The organism is Frisingicoccus caecimuris (assembly GCF_004340975.1).
Taxonomy (GTDB): Bacteria; Bacillota; Clostridia; order Lachnospirales; family Lachnospiraceae; genus Frisingicoccus; species Frisingicoccus caecimuris.
Window position 1 is genome coordinate 333016 of record NZ_SLXA01000002.1, and the last position, 20734, is coordinate 353749.

A 20734-nucleotide genomic window follows, 5' to 3' on the forward strand; every position below is an offset into this window, starting at 1 on the left:
TCCTTTTCTACTGACGATAGATATTCAGTGTATAGGTTGTCTGGGTGCCGTTTCCTGCCTGACATACGACCTCAATCACATTGTTGCCCGGGTTCAATTCATGATATCCTGCACCGGATACGATCGTTCCGTAGCTGCTGACTGGTGTTGCGGATATATTGACTGAAGCCTCTCTTGTAACCGCATTATAATTCAGCTTATTATAAGTAAATGTCTGGTTAAAGCCAATGCTGCCGTTATTCAGTGTCAGACTCTTAATGTAACTGTTCGGATTTCCTGTAACAGCTGGAATAGACGCCGCACTTTCAGGCATATTATTGTATACAGGAATAATAAAGGTTATAGCGCTGTTCAAAATTCCCAGATCTTTATATGTCTCGTAACGGCCGGAGCTTTCTGTACTTGGAGCCTGAATATTTCCCATATATTGATGATCGAAATACGGCGAATTTACAACATTAAACTTCTGGAAGTAATCCGTATTCTGTCCCACATTGATATAGGAACCTGCCAGGAATTCGGCACCACCAACAATCGACAACCAAGGACTTGTCCACGGCCGGCGCCATGTACCGGTCTGGGACGCGTAGGCAATACCGTTAGATACTGCGTTACCGCTGCCGCTTGCATATGCACCGATGTTAAAGAAGTTATAATATCCATAACTTCCATCCGCCGCCGGACTTCCTCCGCCAACTTCCTGACGGCATCTGGATGCCAGGAAATATGGGCTTGCTCCTGAAATCTCACCGGCTTCCATAAAGGTATCTACATAAGAATAATATCTGCCATTATAATTATATCCATTACCATCTGCCATGAACGTTCCATTTAAAATACCGGCTGTAACATTCCGATTCTGAGAAGATTCATAGGATTGGGTTTCAAACATGAAAATCTGCTGCTCATCCAGGAAATTTCTAGGGTCCATATAATAAGCGATCAATTCTCTGGAAGCGCCTTTCCACGAAGCTCCATCCTTGTTTACATAGGTGTCTGTCGCCCAGTCATAATCTCCCGGTGCTGTGGATAACCATGAGAACGGTGTTGTAGAGGATACATATACCATCGAACGATTACCGCTGTTCTCCTGATCGACCGCATAGCCGAAATCAACCCCTACATTGTTTGCCACAAATTTCCACTCTGGATGCTGATCGTGTAATCGTCTGAGCGCATTCTTATAACTTTCAGGGAAAGCCGCTATCTGTTCTTCAAACTGAGCATCTGTCGTTCCTTCATACGGATCATCATTGCTTCCCACGATCCTTACATACTCTCTGCTCATGTAACCTTTTTTCAATACACCGTTTACCACACAGGAAACTTCATACCAGTCACCCTCAATGCCTAAAATATTTACCTGTGTGCCGAGATATACAAGGCCCTGTGTACCGTAATTTGTTCCCGGCCCAGTACGGAAATTCAGACCATCCGCCGTTGTGATGCCTATTTGTCCGACCGGGGAAGTATTGTTATTATTGTTGTTATTGTTATTGTTATTATTATCAACAATCGTGATGAATTCGGCGGAAACATAACCTTCACGGGTTGTCCCGTTCACTACGCAGGAAATCTTATACCATCCGTTTTCCTCACCGATCACAGTAACAGAAGCATTCTGATAGATCAGGCCGATCGCTGAATGATTTGTACCGGCCCCGGTACGGACATTCAGTGCATCCGCATTCACAACGCCATTTTTCTTTTCATAAGTTGGCGGCGTTGGTGTAGGATTCGTATTACCGGAATTATTTTCATCTGTTCTGGTAATATATTCGGCTGCAACATAACCGGTTGTCTCACTGCCATTGACCGTACATTTTACCTGATACCAAGAACCTACCTGTGAAAGGATCTCCACCTGTTCATTTTTGCGAATCAGACCAATAGAGCTGTTATTTGTGCCAGCTCCGGTACGGACATTCAATGCATCCGCATTCACGACGCCCTTACCGATCGGCGTTGTCGTATTGTTGTTGTTATTATTATTATTGTTGTTATCCGATGTCTTTGAAATATATTCGGCATAAACATAACCGGTCTGGGTACTGCCATTAACAGAACACCGTATCTTATACCAGGAACCTTCCTGACCGAGAATCTCTACCGACTCATTCTGACGGATAATTCCTAAAACCGAATCATTCGTGCTGGCGCCGGAACGAACATTCAATGCATCCACGTTGACAACACCTGCTGCTACTACCGGCTCGGCACCGCTGTTATTATTATTGTTATTATTATTATTGTTATTATTGCCGGAATCGCCGTCCATCTGAACGTACTGGCTATGTACATATCCGGTCTGAATCGTTCCGTCCATCTGGCATGTCACTTTATACCATTCACCATGGACAGAAATCACTGTCAGACGCGTTCCCTGAGCCACACTGCCCATACGGGAAAAATTTGTTCCCGCACCGGTACGAACATTCAGCCAATCGGCTGTGATCGTTCCGGCCGAACTGCTTGGACGCGTCGGCGTATCTGAAACAATATTCGAAATAAAGTCACCCCTAACATATCCCGAAACCGCTCCGGACACCTTATACCATGTATAACCATCTGAGCCCTGTACCGTCTCCACAATGCCGAGTGTCTGTCCCTGAGTCACCGTTCCCACACGGGAATATCCTGTGCCTGCACCAGAACGGACATTCAATGCATCTGCGTTGACAGTTCCTGTCGTAGCCGCATTCGCTCTCAGCGGACCAATTCCCGCTGCGCAGGAAATGACCATTGATGTCACCAATGCGTAGACAAGGCCCTTATTGAAGCCACTGAACTTTTTCATAATGTCCTCCCTGTTGATTTATTACAAATCTATTACATATTTACTACAATTATGGCATAAAAGATTAAAATAATCAACTGTTTTTCGCATTTTTATTTAAAAACTATGTTTTTAATGGCACAAAAACGGCATTCACTCCATACAGGAGCGAATGCCGCGTTCAATTTTTTATTCCCCAATCAGGCTTTTCCAACAGAACCAAATAATTCCATCTTTTCAAGAACCTTTGCGCGGATCGCATCAGCGCCTGGTTTTAATAATTTACGAGGGTCATAACCTTTGCCCTGTAAATCTTTACCTTCTTCGATATATTTGCGGGTAGCGTCTGCAAAAGCAAGCTGACATTCCGTATTTACATTGATCTTAGCAACACCCAGGGAGATGGCTTTTTTAATCATATCATCCGGAATGCCTGTACCACCATGAAGTACCAGCGGCATATCGCCTGTAAGCTGCTGAACCGCATCCAATGTCTCAAAGCTCAATCCCTGCCAATTGGCCGGATATTTGCCATGGATGTTACCGATACCCGCTGCAAGCATATCTACACCTAAATCAGCGATCATCTTACATTCCTTCGGATCTGCACATTCACCAGCACCGATCACACCGTCTTCTTCACCGCCGATGGAGCCAACTTCTGCTTCCAGAGACATTCCTTTTTCACGGCAGATCTTTATAAGCTCTTTTGTTTTCTCAACGTTTTCTTCAATCGGATATTTGGAGCCATCGAACATGATGGAAGAAAATCCTGCTTCCACACATTTCAGGCATCCTTCATAGGTTCCGTGATCCAGATGGATTGCTACAGGAACTGTAATCCCCAATTCTTCAATCATAGCCCCAGCCATTGCTGCAACTGTCTTAAATCCGGTCATGTACTTTCCCGCACCCTCGGAAACACCAAGGATAACCGGAGATTTCGCTTCTTCTGCCGCCAGAAGAATTTCTTTTGTCCATTCCAGATTGTTAATATTAAACTGGCCAACAGCATAGTGACCAGCTACGGCCTTTTTTAACATTTCATCTGCAGATACAAACATGTCTAAACCCTCCTTAATCTTCTTTTTTGTTAATGGTTACTTAAAATTTTACTCTCAAATGCGGAAAAAATCAATTAAATACCGAAAAATCAATGTTCTTTCGCACGAACATTTATCTCAATCGTGCAGTCAGAAATAAAACCCTCATTAATTTCCAGTGCATACTCGATCCGGGCATAAATACTTTTCTCTGTTTTCTCCAACTCCACACTGAACGTATTAAAACAGACTTCCATCATTCCATAAGGCGTTCGGTATACAACCATATTTTTCGTGTTCGCCTCAAATACCATATGCACACTATGAGAACCATGCTTGATCAGATCGATCCGCTCCGGGCTCATTTTCAATGTATTACTCATCTGCTCTCCGGTCTCCGGTATCATCTCATCATACAGAATATAATGTTTCCCATTTCTAAAATAATAATTCCCGGTGGTAATCATCTCTGTAACGCCGTCCTCACCATATTCGTGTTGGACACCTTTAATTGATACGATTACTTTATCTGTCATTATGTATACCCATCCTTCATCACTCCTGATCAATAATTTTCAATCGGCACAAGTCGTGTTGGCACCAGATCCACAGGCAAGATGGAATTGGCAAAATTCGTAAACCGTTCCGCTCCATCACTGACAAAAAAGTGATAGGACGGCTCCCCTGTCTCCCGGTATATGCCTTCTTCTTTCAATAATTCCCTCAGACTGCATGCCGTTTCATAAGCCGGATTCACCAATGTCACACCATCGCCCACCAGACGACCAATCGTTTTTCTGAGCAGTGGATAGTGGGTACAGCCAAGAACAAGTGTATCCACATCCGAAGTCTGCAAAGACTTCAAATACCGTCGCGCCACCTCATCTGTCACCGGATCATCGGTCCATCCCTCTTCCACCAGAGACACAAACAACGGGCAGGCCTTCTGAACAACCTGTATCTCCGGATCATACTCATGAATAACTTTCGGATAAATACCACTGCCGACCGTACCCTCTGTAGCTATGATTCCTATACGTTTATTCTTTGTAGCATTTACTGCGGTCACCGCCCCCGGCCGGACCACACCAATAATCGGTATATCCAGCTTTTCCTTCAATACATCCAGGGCATAGGAAGTTGCCGTATTACAAGCCACCACAATCGCCTTTACTTGCTTTGTTTTTAAAAAATGAACAATCTGTTCCGAATAATTTATAATCGTGTCTCTTGACTTTGTACCATAGGGTACCCGGGCCGTATCTCCAAAATAAACAATATTTTCCGAAGGAAGCTGTCTTATAATTTCACGGACCACCGTCAATCCGCCGACACCGGAATCAAAAACACCAATCGGTGCATCTATCTGCATCGCTCGGACCTCCTATCTCACATAACGTTCAAATGCCAGTTGAATCATCTTATCGACAAGAGCGCCATTATCAAGCCCTTTTTCATTCCAGAGCATCGGATACATACTGATTGAAGTAAATCCCGGCATGGTATTAATCTCATTGAAAACCACTTCGTTCGTATCCTTTTCCATAAAGAAATCCACACGCGCGCAGCCAAAACCGTCCAATGCCTTAAAAATCTGTACAGCGTCTGCACGAACTTCTTCCATCTTTCCTTCCGGAAATACCGGATGTAAATCCGTTTTTGATTCCTGATTGTTGTATTTGGCGTCAAAGGTATAAAAATCTTCTGCTGAAAGTACTTCACCTACATCGGAAGCCTCCGGCGCATAACCGCCGAGAACCGCACATTCAATCTCCCGTCCCACAATGGTTTCCTCCACGAGAATATGAATATCATGCTTAACAGCCTCCTTTAAAGCTGCTTTCAATTCTTCTCTGTCAGAAGCCTTGTTTACACCTACGGAAGAGCCGGCTTTTGACGGTTTCACAAATACCGGATAAGATAAAGCAGCTTCCACCTTTGCCACACATTCTTCAATATTCCGCATTTCAATATGATTGATCGGTACGTACTTCGCCTGACGAATATTCAGATCATCCACGACAATCTTCGTATACCATTTATCCATGGAAACACTGGATGCCAGGACACCGCAGCCCACATAGGGGATCTTAGCCAGCTCAAACAGACCCTGAATCGTTCCGTCTTCGCCATACATCCCGTGAAGCACCGGGAAGATCACATCCACTCTCTGTTTCCAGCTTCGTCCGTCTTCTGAAAGGATCAGGCCATGATCCTGTTCATCCGGCGATAAGACAGCCTGGATCTTACTGTTTCTCCAAACGCCGCTTTCCACATCCTCCATGGAATCTGCAAGCAGCCAACGACCATCCTTTGTAATTCCGATCAGAACCACATCATACTTTTCCCTGTCCAGGGCTTTCATGATCGTCAGCCCCGACATACAGGAAACATCATGTTCAGAGGACTGACCGCCAAACACCACAGCTACAGTTAATTTATTGTTCATGTTTTGCACCTCGGTTATCTATCCATACTTATGGTATTGTAGTTTTTTATCTATTGTACCTGATTCACTCTAATTATTCAACTGCTTTCTTCCTTCCAAATACTCGTCCGTGACGGCGGATTCAGCGCATAATCCGGGGTTTTTTGTCGTATATATATACTTTTGGAAGAATTCCGCCGATATCCGTCGTTTCCATTTTCATAATCACATCATTTAAGGTAACCGATGAAATACCCAGATGCTTTCCGTTATTTTCAAACATTTCTTCCATGTAAATGCCTATAGAACCGGCCACTTCTTCATCCAGCGCCAACATTTCTTCTCCTGTCGTCAGACATTCACACACCAGCATTGTCCGGGCAAATTCCGGCTTATTCCGTATCTCATCCAGCAGATTCTTCAATTTCTTCCAATCAGAAACCATTTCATTTCCCAGAACAATCACCTTCACCTGACCATAATCCAGAGATTTTCCGGACATACTGTCATACTTATCCTCACTATCCTGAAGGCTGTCTGCCTCCAATGTCATCGGCGGATATTTGGCGCTGCTGCCGTTTCCCGTCAGCGCCTCCAGATCGGGAAATGTATAGGTAAACCGATAGTTTTCTTCTTCCCCGGGGTCCACCCCAAGTGCCATAACAAAGGCCCGATTCTCAAGCTCTACATAATTCTCACAGCCGGTCAGTCCACCGATCAAACAGAGAGCAAGAACCATAGTGCCTATCTTTTTTCCCTTTTTCTGTAACAGACTGCCTCTGCGAGTCACCCCCACAAACCAGGGTACAATCCACAGAAGGGCCACCCCGGATGCCAGCATCCACCAAAAGTAAATATTTAAAAATCTCCGGTCGGTTCCTAAAAGCCAGGCGGCACCTCCGCCCGCCAGTGCACAGATTCGCAGCATCCACTGATTGTTCTTCACTTTGCCGCCTCCCCACAATTCTGCCGTATGGCTTAACGCCCCTGACAGACTGATAAACATGGCAAAAATCCAAAAGGACAGCATCAGTCCGTCCTGCCTTGATAAAAATCCGCCGGGAATCCGTACAATCTGCATTAAGATGACCGTTGGCCACCGTTCTCCGGCCATCCCCTCCACTGTTATCACTGTTACACATAAAGCATAGATCAGCGCAGCCAGGCCACCACCGATACCAAGCGCCCAGGCAAATATTTTAAATGGTTTTTCATTTGGATTTTCCGGAGCAATATAAAGCATCCATTCCACCGGAGCCATAAGCACCCAAGTCACTAAAACCCCCTGAAACACTCCGGAAAAAGACACATCTGAGAATGTCAGGAGCCGGCTAATATTCCCTTCCGGGATAGAAAACAGACCAATAAGGATAATCGGCACCAGAATAAGATAAAACAAGATTTCCGACAATCGGGCACGGACTTCAATCCCTTTTGTACTCCCATAAATTAACACAAACAACATTCCGACAATGACCAGCCATTTTGGCATGGTGTATAAAAAAGTCTCATTTAAGACAGATGAAAACATTCCCATGAGAAAGATAAAGGCAGCAAAGCATCTTAAACCATAGAGCCAGCGCAGAATCCTGGCAGCCCATCCCCTGCCAAGGTTTTGAATGAACTGGCTTGCACACTTTTCAAGGCACCAGGAAAGCACCGCCCCATCAACTAAAGTCAACAAAAGCCCGAGAATTAACGCCAAAAATCCACCGTTTCCCGCTATTCTTGAAAGGGCCATCGGCAAAAACAGGCAGGCTCCGGTAAACACATCCAAAATCAGCAAACGTATCGCCTGATGATTTGAAATTTTTCCATTATTTGAAAACATTCCGCTCCTCCTCCGACTTATAACGTATTCTCTGGTCTTTTCTGGCAAAAACAGGACGTTTTTTTAACTTAAATAAAGGCATTCGTATCAACCCATCCTGAAAATCTCTGTTTTCGTCGGCTTTTACCGCCACATAGGGCATAAGATATGGAATACCAAAGCTCTCCAAAGAAGCCAGATGAATCAATACGCTCAGCATTCCCAAAACCACACCGTAAACGCCCAGAAATGCACCGAGCAAAATAAGGTAAAATTTTACCAGACGAAAAGCCGAGGCGAAGCCTTCGTTCGGTATGGTAAAAGAAGCCAACGCCGTCAGCGCCACAATGATCACGACGATCGGACTGACAATATTGGCATCCACGGCCGCCTGTCCAATGATCAAACCACCCACGATACCGAGGGCACTGCCCATCGGTCCGGGCAGTCGGATTCCTGCTTCCCTCAAAAGTTCAAAGGCCAACTCCATCAAAAGCACTTCTACCGGAACCGGAAAAGGCACCCCTTCTCTGGCTGCTGCAAATGAAAGTTCCAGACTGGTCGGCAGCATCTCGGGGTGAAAGCATGCCACACCGATATAAAAAGCCGGCAGCACCATGGCGATCAAAGCCGCCACATATCTTAAAATACGCACAAAACACACAATGCCCCATCGGTTATAGTAATCGTCCGCCGCCTGGAAAAAACAGTTCAGCGTCGTCGGCAGGAGCAGCACCATCGGCGAATTATCCACGATGACAGCGATCCGCCCCTCCATGACCGAAGACGCCGCCTTATCCGGCCGCTCTGTGGACTGAAACTGGGGAAAAGGAGAATACCATTCTTTCTCTGTCAGTTGTTCCAGGCTGCCGCTGTCAAAAATTCCATCAATCTTAAACCGTTTCAACCGTTCCTGAATGTCAGACACCAGTTCCGGCCGGGCGATTCCTTCCATGTACATCACCGTAATATCCGTCTGTGAACGGACGCCAACCTTTGTCTGTAATGTTTTCAACCGGGTATCCCGAATTCGCCGTCGAATCAAAACTGTATTTGCCCGCATGGACTCGGTAAAACTGTCCTTTGGTCCCCGCACGGCCACCTCAGATTCAGCGCTCTGGACGCCCCGGGTCGGAAAGTTTTTACTGGATATGATCAAAGCCTTTGGGCAGTCCTCAAGAAAAATAGCTGTATCCCCTGACAGTACGGCCAGAATAGCATCTTCCAGCGTTTTTGCTTCCTTTGTATCTGCCGTCGTCAGAGCCCGTTCCTGTAAAAATTCAAAAACATCTGTCTTTGGCATATAATCCAGACTGTACATGATATTTTTCAGGAATTCGCCTTCCACTAAATCTCTGTCGATCATTGAATCCACATAGACCACATAAATCGGTAATCCCGTGGCAACCATCTGACGCTGAATCACATCCTGACAGTTCTCAAATCTTTTTTTCAGTTCCTTTATATTGATCTCCAGCTGACTGGATATATTCATATACATCCCCACCTCCGAACTTTTTAAGCGTCCTTATTTGCGACATGCTCTTTATTCCACCAAAAAAAGAAGTCATTGCTCTAGTCTGTGCAAATGACTCCTTTTTTATCACTTATATTTATTTTTTTACGATCAGCGTCTCATCATCATCCTGAATCTTTTTCATCACCGTCAATTCCTGATTATAGACATGACGGACGATAATATTTGTCGCTGTATCCTTATCTCTTTTCGAAAGAGCCTCTATGATCGCCTCATGTTCCTCAATAAGTGTCTGGTGGGCCAGATCATATTTCAGATATTCCAATCGATACCGATACATCTGCTCTCGAAGATTATTCAGCATCTGAATCAATCGCAGATTACCGGTGGCCTTATAAATGACATCGTGAAATTCCACATCTCTCTGGGCCTGCAAGGTGATATCATCACCATCCAATGCTTCTTTAAAAGCTTCCTGAGCCTTACGCAGTTCAACAATCGTATCTTCCTTCATACGTTCACAGGCCAGCTCTGTGGACAGCCGTTCCAGGGAAGAGCGCACTTCCAACACGTCCCTCAGATCCTTTTCCGTAATCTTCGCAACGATTGCTCCCCGTCTCGGGATCATTAATACAAGGCCTTCCAGTTCCAGCTTACGAATCGCCTCACGAATCGGTGTCCGACTGACGCCGAGCTGTTCAGCCAGCTGCATCTCCATCAAACGTTCTCCCGGTTCCAGTTCTCCTTTTAAAATTGCCTGGCGAAGTGTGTAGAAAACCACATCCCGCAATGGCAGATATTCATTAATATGCATTTGAAAATTATGCATTTCTCTCACTTCCTCCTCGTGTACGTTGTTTATCGCCTGCTCCGGATATTAAAGGGCTTTACAAGATAAACCTGTTTGGCCAGTGTCCCCTTTCTTAAAATATCCCTTGCTTTTGCTCCCTGCGCTTTATCATCAAAAATGCCAAAGACCGTCGGACCGCTGCCGCTCATCATGGCATTTATCGCTCCTTCCGAAATCATGATCTCCTTAATCTGCTGAATCTCCGGATGTTCCGGAATCGTTACGGTTTCCAGAACATTCCCCATACACGATGCCACACCGGAAAGACTGCCCGACTCCAGAGCTTTTACCATCCCGTCAATATCCGGATGCCGCTTGATCAGGTCCAGCCGCAAATGCTCATAAACATGTTTCGTTGAAACACTGACCGGCGGTTTTGCAACAAGAATATAACAGTCCGGTAAGGCGGCCACCGGTGTCAGTATCTCGCCGATGCCCTCCGAAAGCACTGTTCCGCGCATAATGCAATAAGGCACATCTGCGCCAAGCCGTACCCCCCGTTCCATAAGCTGATGTTTTGTCAGCCCAAGCCCGCATATTCGATTGATTCCATAAAGTACCGCCGCACCATTGGTACTTCCCCCGGCCATTCCAGCAGCCACCGGAATATGCTTTTCAATCTTTATATGCAATCCGCCTGAAATATGAAATTCCTCCATCAGCATCCACGCAGCTTTGTATGCAATATTATTTTCATTCACTGGAAGAAAAGGCAGATTAGTTTCCAGCCAAATACCTTCCTGAGGCTTTTTTTCTATGGATATCCGGTCAAACAACTGAATTGTCTGCATGATCATCCGTACTTCATGATATCCATCCTCACGCCGTCGAAGAACATCCAGTCCCAAATTCACCTTTCCAAATGCCTTCATCTGAATCGTATCCATCGCTATTCCTTCCTCTATTGTTTTTTGTATACAAAATTCATTATATATACAATTATAAAGAATCTATTTTTATTTTCAAGTCTTATTTTAAGATTTCCATATTTTTCATAATAAGAATTGGCTGCCCCACCGTTAATTCGTCCCCGGTCAGTTCGTTCACTTCCCGAATATCCTCCGGTGATGCATAATATTTTTTGGCCAGTGTCCAGATGGAATCTCCCTCCGTTACCACATGTCCGGTCATTCCCGGCATGGCTTCAATCTTTTCAAAATCCAGCGGTTCTTCCCGGACCTGAGTCACAATCTGTACATTCGTAGATTTAAAAATGGATGCATCCAATGAAATGATCATTTTTACTTCGATTTCATCATTGTCCGTCATCGTCGCACTCAACTGTTCCAGACTTGGAAAAATGTCATAAGAATCCTCCGGCCCGATATTTTCTGCTTCCACCGTATAAGAAAACGGCACGGCCGCTTTCGCCGAATTTACCGGTTTCCGATCATCCGCCGCAATATAAAGAATTCCCAGATAGACAACACCTTCCACAAGAATTCCCTCTTCACTGACTTCTGTCTGGTCTATTTTTACGCTGGCCTTTGTATGACAGATTTGAAGCATACGCACGCCTTCACTGCCCAAATGGACTTTTTCCCGTACCGGACACCGGGACTGGTTTTTCAGCACCAGATTATCCATTCGAATCTGCTTTCGCTCCGGAATGAGCGTAACTTTTGGCGAATAAATGTCCTGGAGCAGATTCAGCGTCTCCTCCTGATAGATATTCATTTCTGCTGCCAGCACTGCCTCGACACCGACAACCCGTGCTTCTCCGTCCTTATCGCTGCGAATATCCAGATTCAGGTGATCCATATAGATCCTGATATCCGGAATCATTTCCTGAGTGACATCGGAAAGATCAATACGCCCATCCACCGGAACATTCAATTCCACATCATTGACCGGATTTTCCAATGTCTCATCCCGATACAATAAAAAAACAGATAGCTGGCCCCGAATCAATACGCCGCCGTCCTGAAGCTTCATTTCCAGATTTTCGAAATTTTCCTGATGCCATATGATATCCATCATATTCGGACGGTTAGCCGGAATTGCCGCTTCTTCACGGATACGCAGCTGGTCTTTCTGGCTGATCCAGCGCTGACTCAGTGTACAGGACCGGTTCTGTGCCCACAGATCCTCGCCATCCTCCATCGCCGTCGCTGCTTCTTCTTCACCCATGCGGACGGCGGTCACATGGAGTACCACGATTGAACGCACACTGATCTTCCTCGAATTGATCATCCCCGTCCGCAGATCTTCCATATCCCATCGCACACTTAGCTGATCCATCTCCTGGAGACCGTCCATATTTATCGTTTCTTCAAACGGTATCGTCCCCTCAATGGATTGGAGCTGATCACTGCCCTCATCTCCCATATACAACACTCCGAAAGCAAGCTCTCCCCGGATAATGCATTTATCCTTTATCGGTTTTATATCCCGAATGTGCAGAACACCCTTTTCCTGAATCAAACGTTCAATATCCGGTTTTGTATCCGGTACATTAAAATCATTATCCAGAGTCATCTGAACAGATGCGCTGTTCTTATACATTGGTACCCGGATATATGTTTTTGATAAATTCATAAAAAGCCTCCTTAACTTTTAAATCGAATCGTCTGGTCCACACTTTCAATTTTTATAACAACATAGGGATAAGACGGCACAGCTTCCGTTGCCTCTGATTTTTCCGGACCGATCAGATCCGTATCCACCCATATGCCATTTTCTCCCTGATAGACGTCGCCTACCTGTATGCTGTATCCTGATGTTTCCTGCTGCCCATAACCAACAATAATATATGAATAACTTCCGTCATGATATGCCATCTGGAAGGCTTCGTTTTTCCTCTCCTCAATCATGGCTCTTATCTCCTCAGGTAATTCCTCCGCATCCGTTACGGTAAATTCCATATCCGACACTTTCTTATCCGACGTGTCAAACATGGAACAGCCGCCTGCCGACAGGCACAGACACAGTGCCGCTAAAACGCTCAAAACTCTTCGATACATTCTTCCCATAACCCATGAACCGCCTTTTTTACAAGCTTATGAGTCATGCCGGGTAAATATGCAATAAAAAGGAGTCCAGACAACTTTATCTGAACTCCTCAAACTTTAATATTGAATTAAACCATCGTTGCGATCAACGCATCCAGCGCCTTGCTGACTTCCGATGATTTTGCATCCGCATCCTCCATAGAGGTGCCTTTAATTCCATAATAGAACTTAATCTTCGGCTCTGTACCGGAAGGACGTACACATAACCATGCATCATCTGTCAGATCATAATAAAGTACATTGGAACTTGGCAGGCCCGTCGGTCTCACTTCACTGGTCTGAATGTCCACAATCTCATCCTTCTTATAATCCCTTGCGGACATCACCTTTAAACCGGCGATTTCCTTCGGCGGGTTCGAACGAAGGGTTTCCATAATGGACTGAATTTTTGCCAATCCTTCGATTCCCGATAAGGAAATGGATTTTACATCATCTTTGTAGTAGCCATATTTATCATACATGTCCACCATTGCATCCCACAGCGTCTTACCCTGGGTTTTATAGTAAGCGGCAGCTTCGCAGAGAGCCATCGTTGCAACAATCGCATCTTTATCTCTCGCATGGGTGCCGATCAGACATCCATAGCTTTCCTCGAAACCAAAGAGATAGGTTCCCTTTCCGCTTGTCTCAAACCCAAGAATCTGCTGTCCGATATATTTGAATCCAGTCAAACACTCGATCAAACGGATACCGTAGCCTTTTGCAATAGCATCCGCCATATTCGTTGTTACAATCGTCTTGATCAATGCGCCATCTTCCGGCAGGCTGCCCTTTAAAGCTTTTATCTGGCTGATCGTATATTCGGCAAGCAGGCAGCCAGACATATTGCCTGTCAGATTGTGATATTCACCATTCTTATCCTTCACACGAACACCTAGGCGGTCCGCATCCGGGTCTGTGGCCAAAACCAGGTCCGCATCCACTTCTTTTGCAAGCTTCAGCCCGAGAACGAAAGCTTCGTCAGCTTCCGGATTCGGATAGCTGACCGTCGGAAATTCCCCATCCGGCAGTTCCTGTTCCGGAACAACATAAACATTCTCAAATCCAAGTTCTTTTAAGATTCGGCGTGCCGGGATATTTCCCGTACCATGAAGCGGTGTATAGACAATCTTTAAATCTTTTCCCATCGCCTGAATAGCTTCCGGATGTTTTACCTGCTCTTTCAGACGGCTAATATACTTATCATCAATATCCTTGCCGATAATGGTGCAAAGACCTGCTTTAACAGCTTCATCCTTATCCATCGTTAAAACATCATTATAATCGGTCACGGCCTGAACTTCACCCATGATACCGCTGTCGTGGGGCGGTGTGATCTGCGCGCCGTCTTCCCAGTATACTTTATAACCATTATATTCCGGCGGATTATGGCTTGCCGTAATGTTAATCCCGGCAATACATCCAAGTTCACGTACGGCAAAAGACAATTCCGGCGTCGGTCTTAAAGACTCAAACAAGTAAGCTTTAATTCCATTTGCCGCCAGGCAAAGTGCTGCTTCCGAAGCAAATTCCGGTGACATACGCCGGGAATCAAATGCAATCGCCACACCTTTGGATTCTCCATGCTGTTTCTTTATGTAATTGGCCAGTCCCTGCGTTGTCTTACGCACGGTGTAAATGTTCATACGATTTGTACCGGCACCGATAATGCCTCGAAGACCTGCGGTACCAAATTCCAAATCCTTATAAAAACGTTCTTTAATCTCTTTATCATCTGCCTTAATGCTTAACAGTTCTGCCTTTGTCCCTTCATCAAAATATGGGTTTGCCAGCCAGGACTCATATATCTCCTTGTAGTCCATTGGAATCTCCTCCTTATAATTTGAAACTCTCTGTGTTTCTATTATACCTGATTTCTCACAAAAATGCACTATTTTTTTGAATTCTTTACTTAATTTTTAGGCAAATTGTCCGATTTTTTCACAAAATGCTTCAATTTCTGACAAAAAAGCCTTTCTCTCATTCTTTTCCTGAATAAGTTTATTCAGCTTATCCATGTTCTGAGCAGACATCCAGCTCTTCCTTGAATTCTGATACCGGTTGGCAATCTTCCAAAACTTCTCAGGAAACACCATCATACCATAAAGGCAGCGCACCTGACCGTAGTTTAACGGCATCACCCGATGATAGGTCTTTAGCATTGCCATACCCAGTCCCGGATTCCAACGGTTCTTTTCCAGCATCTTCCGCATGAACACATATAAATCATATACCTGAAGCTCCACATGCATCTGATCAAATCGGACCAATGCCATATCACTGCGTGTGACAAGAATATTGTGCTGCGTGTAATCTCCATGACACAACCGCTGCTGGCCGCGGCTTTTCTCATACATTTCGGTATAACCCGCATCTGAAAAAACTTCCTGAGCTCTGGCCCCGGCCTCATCAAACTCTTGATAAACCTCCATAAATCTCCGGTCAAAGGCATTTTTCTGTTTTTTCCGGTAAATATAGTTCCGAATGGTTTTCAGCTCCCGACGGCGGCGGGCCATCTCATCCAAGAAATTTTCCTGGCAGAACACCTCATAAAACTCTTCATTTCGTGTGATATCATGCATTCCCTTGTGCATACCTGCCATATGTGCTACCGCCTTTAAAATTTCCTCTTTGTCCCGTGTACTGCATTCCCTGCCTTCATACCAGTCTGTCAGGACATAATTCTGTCCTTCATCATCCGGTGTCAGATATGCCCCCTCCTGATTGGCCATAAACTGGTCTATGTAAACATACCCCCGCTCCCTTAAGCATGCCTTGACCATCATTTCCCATTGGAGATGCTTCGGCGATCCATGATAAACGCGGAGCAGCTTTAATCCCTGATCCGTCTCACATAACCAGGCGCCTCTCCCCCGGTACAGGCGTTTTATTTCCAGATGATAACATGCCAACAGTTCTCTGATTTTTTCTTCCAAAAGAAATCCCTCCCAGATATGTTAAAAGACAGTGTCTATTTAACATATGAAGGAGGGTTCCATCATATTCTCAAATACCTTACAGTAAATGAACGCCTTTGCTCTCCAGTGCTGCCGCCACTTCATCCGGCCACACAGAGGCAATGACTTCTCCAATGTGAGCTTTTCTTAAATAGAACATACAGATTCGGGCCTGACCGATGCCGCCGCCGATGGTATATGGTAACTCACCATCCAACAGCGCTTTATGGAACATTAAATCCTTACGCTCCGTACAGCCCCGTACTTCAAGCTGTTGCATTAAAGATACTTCATCCACACGAATACCCATGGATGAAAGCTCGAAAGCCGTATCCAAAAGCGGATAATAAACAAGAATGTCTCCGTTCAATTCCCAGTCATCATAATCCGGCGCCCGTCCATCATGAATTTCTCCCGAACCTAACACACCTCCGATTTTCATTAAAAATACCGCACCTTTCAGACGTACGATTTCCCGCTCTCTCTCCTTTGGTGTCAAATTGGGATACATATCTTCAAGTTCCTGAGTCGTAATAAAAGTAATCTCCGGAGGCAGCATTTCCTCAATATACTCGTACTGTATGGCCATATATTTTTCGGTATTTTTCAGAGCCTTGTAAACCTTACGAACAATCCCTTTCAACGTTTCCTCATTCCGTTCTTCCTTGTCGATAATCCGTTCCCAATCCCATTGGTCCACAAGAATGGAATGGAGATGATCCGTATCCTCATCCCGCCGAATCGCATACATATCCGCATAAAGGCCTTCACCATGCTTAAAGCCGTACCGCTTCAGAGCAAACCGTTTCCATTTTGCCAGAGAATGGACAATCTCCACTTCCCTGTCCTCCTGTTCCCGTACCCCAAAGCTTACTGGTCGTTCCACGCCATTTAATGTATCATTTAAACCACTTTCCGGATATACAAAAAAAGGGGCTGAAACACGGGTCAGGTTCAACTGTCTGGCCAGCTCCTTTTCAAAAAAGTCCTTTACACATTTAATCGCAACTTCTGTTTCACGAATATTCAGAGGCGATTCATAGCCCTCCGGTACCCACGATGGATTCATATTATTCACCATAGCCGCATTCATTCTGCCGGCTATATGCTCCTTTCTTCCATTTTTTACCTTCTTATTATAGTTTATCTAGTGGGAAAGTATCAAGTTTTTTTATAAGAATTGCATAATTGCAATTATTGCAAAAATGCATTGGATTTCTTTTCAATATTTTTCTGAAAATGCCCATTTTAGCTGTCTTTTTTTTAACAAAAAAATTGGCATAAGAATTGCTGTATTATAGAAGTAAATAATTATTAGGAGGTTTAATATCATGAAGGGTTTTACAATTAATGATTTATCTATTGGACAGGAAGCCAGCTTCACAAAAACTATCAGTGAAACAGATGTTTATTTATTTGCCGGCATCACAGGTGATATCAATCCAGCACATTTAAACGAGGAATATGCTAAAAACACATTTTTCAAAGGCAGAATCGCACATGGTATGCTTTCAGCCGGTTTAATCTCTGCTGTACTTGGCGTACATATGCCTGGTCCTGGAACAATCTACTTAAGCCAGACTCTGAACTTCCTGGCTCCAGTTCGCATGGGTGATACAATCACAGCAACAGGTAAAGTTGTTGAAATGATTCCAGAAAAGAATCGGGTTAAAATTGAGACAATCTGTACAAATCAGGATGGCGTCGTTGTTACAAAAGGCGAAGCTATGGTAATGCCACCTAAGTAGAATGGGGCACATATTCAAAGGGTTGCTTGTAAAGCTTTCCCCTCTTAAATGAAGTTTTACTTGCATAAGAGGCATCGTTCGTACCAGACGATGCCTCTTTTTTTAATGCTCAGACAAAACTGCCTTTTTATTTACAAATATCTTCGGGAATATTTTTTAGTTTAGTATTTCTGTAACGCTGAGCTTGCCGCCCTGCATACACAGTTGAAAATTTTTATCCGCTCCGTTTTTCTCCAGACGAATTACATTATAAAACATCCTACGACACTCTTGATCCTCAATCCTAATATTCATTGAAAATTGTATAAAATGTTCATCTTCATCCACAAGTTGTTCCATACAACTTCCGTTGGACAGCTCACCACATTTTCCTCCATCTATATAAACCTCTAAAAGCGCTGTACTTCCAATAAAGAAATTGACCCGCTCCAGTCGAATGGTCCGTATTTTTCTCTCTCCCTTCTACCCATCCCCTAAAAATTTTATATTATTTCGGTCAATTTGTCAAATGGTATTATCTCTATGATAATGTAATATCTTTCTGGTTATTTTATTATAATTAGAAAGGAGGCCACTATGATTGCTGATAAAATAAAAATGCTTAGAAATGCAAATAATATGACCCAATCTGAACTGGCTAGAAAACTGAATATCACCCGAAGCAGTGTGAATGCCTGGGAAATGGGAATCTCTATCCCATCAACAACTTTTATTGTAGAATTAGCCCAGCTTTTTCGGGTCTCTACGGACTATCTGCTGGATCTTCCCACACACAACTCCATCGACATATCCACACTAAATGAAACCGAAATTTCTATTGTTTACAGTCTTATACGTTACTTTCATCAGAGTAGCGGCAATCAAAAATAACCAGACGCAAATGCTTCAAAATAAAAATTTCCAAAACGTTTGTGAAAGGTTGTTGCAAACGCCGAAAGAGTCGAAAAGATATATCTGTAGCTGATGCGTCCAACTTTTCGCATCGGCTGCAGACAATCGATATCTTTTCGACTCTTTCGTTCCGTTTGTTAAACCTGAAACAGTTTTAAATTTTTATTTATTATAGAATATTATTTATCGTAACTGATATTATATTTTGCCATTTTCCTTGAAATCGTAGACTGATTGACTTTAAGAACTTCGGCCGCACTTTTGCCGCTGCCATAGCGCTGGACAACCGATTCAATGATTTGCTTTTCAAAAGCATTCAGGTTCTCTTCCAGACTCATTCGACTGTCAAACTGGCATCCAGTAATTCCCTCACCGCTCTGACCGGACGGAACCATTAACTGACCATCCAGCATCTGGGGCGGTATTTTTTTTATACAGTACACAGATGAAGCGCTGATCAATACAATTCGTTCCACGAAATTTTTAAGTTCCCGAACATTTCCCGGCCAGGAATAGTTTTTCAATATATTCATAACTTCCGGCGAAAAAGTTTTCTCCCGTCCGTATTTTTTACAATATTTATTCAGGAAATAGACAATCAATGGTTCAATATCACTCGGGCGCTCCCGAAGCGGCGGAATGATCGCAGGAATAACATTTAAACGATAATACAGATCCGCCCGGAAGGTCTTCTTCTTGATACACTCGCTTAAATCTTCGTTGGTCGCGGCAATCAGTCGGAAATTGATTCGTTTTGGCCGATCCGAGCCAATGCGTTGTACCATTTTTGTCTCTATCGTCCTCAGGATTTTTCCCTGGAGTGCCAATGGCAAAGAGTTAATTTCATCCAAAAATAATGTGGACTCATTCGCTGTCTCGATAAGACCTTTTTTGCCGCTGCCCAAAGCGCCGGTAAATGCCCCCTTTTCATAGCCAAACAGTTCCGATTCCAACAGGGTCTCCGGAAAGGCAGCACAGTTAATGCGCACCATCTCTTTGTCCCTGCGTTCGCTCATTTCATGAATATACTCCGCAAGGACTTCTTTTCCCGTACCCGATTCACCCTGAATCAAAATATTGGCATCCGTAGAAGCAACATTATTCATAACCCGGATCAAATCTGACATCTGAGGGCTGTTATATACCAACAGCTTATTATCCGACGGCTGCTTATTTTCAATTTCCTTCACCGCCTGATACTTATTCAAAGCATCATAATAATAGCCGATTAGTTCTTCCATATCTCTCATAACACCGATAATGTAGCGAATATCTCCTTTATCATTAAAAATCGGCATCTGAGATACCATCTGCATCTGTTCTTTGCCGTGGCTGTTAAAAATTCTCTGGCACATGACGACTTCTTTTTTCTGTTCATACACATTACGGGAGATTACATAATCAATCAAGCCATCGTCATACATATCGAAAACATTGTACTGAAGCAGCCGATCTCTGGGAAGGTCAAATTTCTTAATCATAGCATAATTGACATAAATCATATTTCCTTTATCATCCAGAACATAGACGGCATCCGGCATATTGTCAAAAACATCCTCATAAAATTCGTATTTTTCTTCGATGGTTGTTACCTTTTCCATAAAAGCTCCCCTTGTCTCTACTTCCTGTTCCCCATTTTTAGGCAGTCTGCATAGTTCCAGACAAGCACGGAGCTGTCGCACTAAATAAAAATTAGTGCGGCAGCACTTTTTTTACCAAAAGCAAGAGCCGGGCTTCGAAAAGTCCGGCTCTTGGTGTAAAATT

18 protein-coding genes are annotated in these 20734 nt (G+C 44.1%); 2 read left to right on the plus strand and 16 right to left on the minus strand.

Annotated elements, in window-relative coordinates; all coding sequences use genetic code 11:
* Nucleotides 1-7 precede the first annotated feature (7 nt).
* The 14 genes from EV212_RS04020 to asnA all read right to left on the minus strand — a co-directional run bounded on the left by EV212_RS04020 (nt 8) and on the right by asnA (nt 17424).
* Nucleotides 8-2797 carry an SH3 domain-containing protein gene (locus EV212_RS04020; RefSeq protein ID WP_132089201.1) on the minus strand — a complete coding sequence of 930 codons (2790 nt, stop codon included), beginning with the start codon at nt 2795-2797 and terminating at the stop codon, nt 8-10.
* Between the two features lie 179 nt (nt 2798-2976).
* Entirely contained in the window at nt 2977-3840 is an 864-nt protein-coding gene (fba, locus tag EV212_RS04025) for a class II fructose-1,6-bisphosphate aldolase (protein ID WP_132089203.1), read from the minus strand.
* A gap of 89 nt (nt 3841-3929) precedes the next feature.
* Nucleotides 3930-4355: a DUF1934 domain-containing protein gene (locus EV212_RS04030; protein ID WP_132089206.1), complete on the minus strand. Its 426-nt coding sequence runs from the start codon at nt 4353-4355 to the stop codon at nt 3930-3932.
* 29 nt (nt 4356-4384) lie between these two features.
* Entirely contained in the window at nt 4385-5191 is an 807-nt protein-coding gene (gene murI, locus EV212_RS04035; protein WP_132089209.1) for a glutamate racemase, read from the minus strand.
* Nucleotides 5192-5203: 12 nt separating this feature from the next.
* The gene (locus EV212_RS04040; RefSeq protein ID WP_132089212.1) at nt 5204-6268 is read right to left on the minus strand and encodes a D-alanine--D-alanine ligase family protein; all 1065 of its coding nucleotides are present in this window, start codon (nt 6266-6268) and stop codon (nt 5204-5206) included.
* Nucleotides 6269-6389: 121 nt separating this feature from the next.
* Nucleotides 6390-8078, minus strand: coding sequence for a GerAB/ArcD/ProY family transporter (locus EV212_RS04045; protein ID WP_132089215.1), 1689 nt, complete (start codon nt 8076-8078; stop codon nt 6390-6392).
* Nucleotides 8065-9552 (minus strand): spore germination protein, encoded by a 1488-nt coding sequence (locus tag EV212_RS04050; RefSeq protein WP_243115446.1) that lies wholly within the window; start codon nt 9550-9552, stop codon nt 8065-8067. Before EV212_RS04050 ends, EV212_RS04045 begins: the two co-directional genes overlap by 14 nt.
* Before the next feature lie 118 nt (nt 9553-9670).
* On the minus strand, nt 9671-10363 hold the full coding sequence (locus tag EV212_RS04055) for a GntR family transcriptional regulator (RefSeq protein WP_132089221.1): 693 nt from the start codon (nt 10361-10363) through the stop codon (nt 9671-9673).
* Between the two features lie 29 nt (nt 10364-10392).
* Complete coding sequence (gene ispE, locus EV212_RS04060; protein ID WP_132089224.1) at nt 10393-11271, minus strand: 4-(cytidine 5'-diphospho)-2-C-methyl-D-erythritol kinase; 879 nt, start codon at nt 11269-11271, stop codon at nt 10393-10395.
* Between the two features lie 82 nt (nt 11272-11353).
* The gene (locus tag EV212_RS04065; RefSeq protein ID WP_132089227.1) at nt 11354-12922 is read right to left on the minus strand and encodes a DUF3794 and LysM peptidoglycan-binding domain-containing protein; all 1569 of its coding nucleotides are present in this window, start codon (nt 12920-12922) and stop codon (nt 11354-11356) included.
* An 11-nt stretch (nt 12923-12933) separates the two neighbouring features.
* Entirely contained in the window at nt 12934-13356 is a 423-nt protein-coding gene (locus EV212_RS04070) for a protease complex subunit PrcB family protein (RefSeq protein WP_132089230.1), read from the minus strand.
* Nucleotides 13357-13463: 107 nt separating this feature from the next.
* Entirely contained in the window at nt 13464-15197 is a 1734-nt protein-coding gene (locus EV212_RS04075) for a phospho-sugar mutase (RefSeq protein ID WP_132089233.1), read from the minus strand.
* 96 nt (nt 15198-15293) lie between these two features.
* Nucleotides 15294-16310 carry a CotS family spore coat protein gene (locus EV212_RS04080; protein WP_165873289.1) on the minus strand — a complete coding sequence of 339 codons (1017 nt, stop codon included), beginning with the start codon at nt 16308-16310 and terminating at the stop codon, nt 15294-15296.
* Nucleotides 16311-16389: 79 nt separating this feature from the next.
* Nucleotides 16390-17424: an aspartate--ammonia ligase gene (gene asnA, locus EV212_RS04085; RefSeq protein WP_279221981.1), complete on the minus strand. Its 1035-nt coding sequence runs from the start codon at nt 17422-17424 to the stop codon at nt 16390-16392.
* 238 nt (nt 17425-17662) lie between these two features.
* Between asnA and EV212_RS04090 the strand changes: the two genes are divergently transcribed.
* Nucleotides 17663-18079 carry a MaoC family dehydratase gene (locus EV212_RS04090; protein WP_132089239.1) on the plus strand — a complete coding sequence of 139 codons (417 nt, stop codon included), beginning with the start codon at nt 17663-17665 and terminating at the stop codon, nt 18077-18079.
* A gap of 156 nt (nt 18080-18235) precedes the next feature.
* Here the strand turns inward: EV212_RS04090 and EV212_RS13415 are convergent, their stop codons facing one another.
* Complete coding sequence (locus EV212_RS13415; RefSeq protein WP_165873290.1) at nt 18236-18418, minus strand: hypothetical protein; 183 nt, start codon at nt 18416-18418, stop codon at nt 18236-18238.
* 237 nt (nt 18419-18655) lie between these two features.
* Between EV212_RS13415 and EV212_RS04095 the strand changes: the two genes are divergently transcribed.
* A complete protein-coding gene (locus EV212_RS04095; RefSeq protein WP_132089242.1) occupies nt 18656-18949 on the plus strand; it encodes a helix-turn-helix transcriptional regulator in 294 nt (97 codons plus the stop codon).
* Nucleotides 18950-19149: 200 nt separating this feature from the next.
* Here the strand turns inward: EV212_RS04095 and EV212_RS04100 are convergent, their stop codons facing one another.
* Nucleotides 19150-20571, minus strand: coding sequence for a sigma-54 interaction domain-containing protein (locus EV212_RS04100; RefSeq protein ID WP_132089245.1), 1422 nt, complete (start codon nt 20569-20571; stop codon nt 19150-19152).
* Nucleotides 20572-20734: the final 163 nt, after the last annotated feature.

Coding starts and splice junctions, on each gene's coding strand:
- EV212_RS04030 (WP_132089206.1), bottom strand. CDS start 4,355: ATGACAGATAAAGTAATCGTATCAATTAAAGGTGTCCAACACGAATAT.
- EV212_RS13415 (WP_165873290.1), bottom strand. CDS start 18,418: ATGGAACAACTTGTGGATGAAGATGAACATTTTATACAATTTTCAATG.
- murI (WP_132089209.1), bottom strand. CDS start 5,191: ATGCAGATAGATGCACCGATTGGTGTTTTTGATTCCGGTGTCGGCGGA.
- EV212_RS04065 (WP_132089227.1), bottom strand. CDS start 12,922: ATGAATTTATCAAAAACATATATCCGGGTACCAATGTATAAGAACAGC.
- EV212_RS04090 (WP_132089239.1), top strand. CDS start 17,663: ATGAAGGGTTTTACAATTAATGATTTATCTATTGGACAGGAAGCCAGC.
- asnA (WP_279221981.1), bottom strand. CDS start 17,424: ATGAATGCGGCTATGGTGAATAATATGAATCCATCGTGGGTACCGGAG.
- ispE (WP_132089224.1), bottom strand. CDS start 11,271: ATGGATACGATTCAGATGAAGGCATTTGGAAAGGTGAATTTGGGACTG.
- EV212_RS04100 (WP_132089245.1), bottom strand. CDS start 20,571: ATGGAAAAGGTAACAACCATCGAAGAAAAATACGAATTTTATGAGGAT.
- EV212_RS04095 (WP_132089242.1), top strand. CDS start 18,656: ATGATTGCTGATAAAATAAAAATGCTTAGAAATGCAAATAATATGACC.
- EV212_RS04075 (WP_132089233.1), bottom strand. CDS start 15,197: ATGGACTACAAGGAGATATATGAGTCCTGGCTGGCAAACCCATATTTT.
- EV212_RS04050 (WP_243115446.1), bottom strand. CDS start 9,552: ATGAATATATCCAGTCAGCTGGAGATCAATATAAAGGAACTGAAAAAA.
- EV212_RS04055 (WP_132089221.1), bottom strand. CDS start 10,363: ATGCATAATTTTCAAATGCATATTAATGAATATCTGCCATTGCGGGAT.
- EV212_RS04020 (WP_132089201.1), bottom strand. CDS start 2,797: ATGAAAAAGTTCAGTGGCTTCAATAAGGGCCTTGTCTACGCATTGGTG.
- EV212_RS04070 (WP_132089230.1), bottom strand. CDS start 13,356: ATGGGAAGAATGTATCGAAGAGTTTTGAGCGTTTTAGCGGCACTGTGT.
- fba (WP_132089203.1), bottom strand. CDS start 3,840: ATGTTTGTATCTGCAGATGAAATGTTAAAAAAGGCCGTAGCTGGTCAC.
- EV212_RS04045 (WP_132089215.1), bottom strand. CDS start 8,078: ATGTTTTCAAATAATGGAAAAATTTCAAATCATCAGGCGATACGTTTG.
- EV212_RS04040 (WP_132089212.1), bottom strand. CDS start 6,268: ATGAACAATAAATTAACTGTAGCTGTGGTGTTTGGCGGTCAGTCCTCT.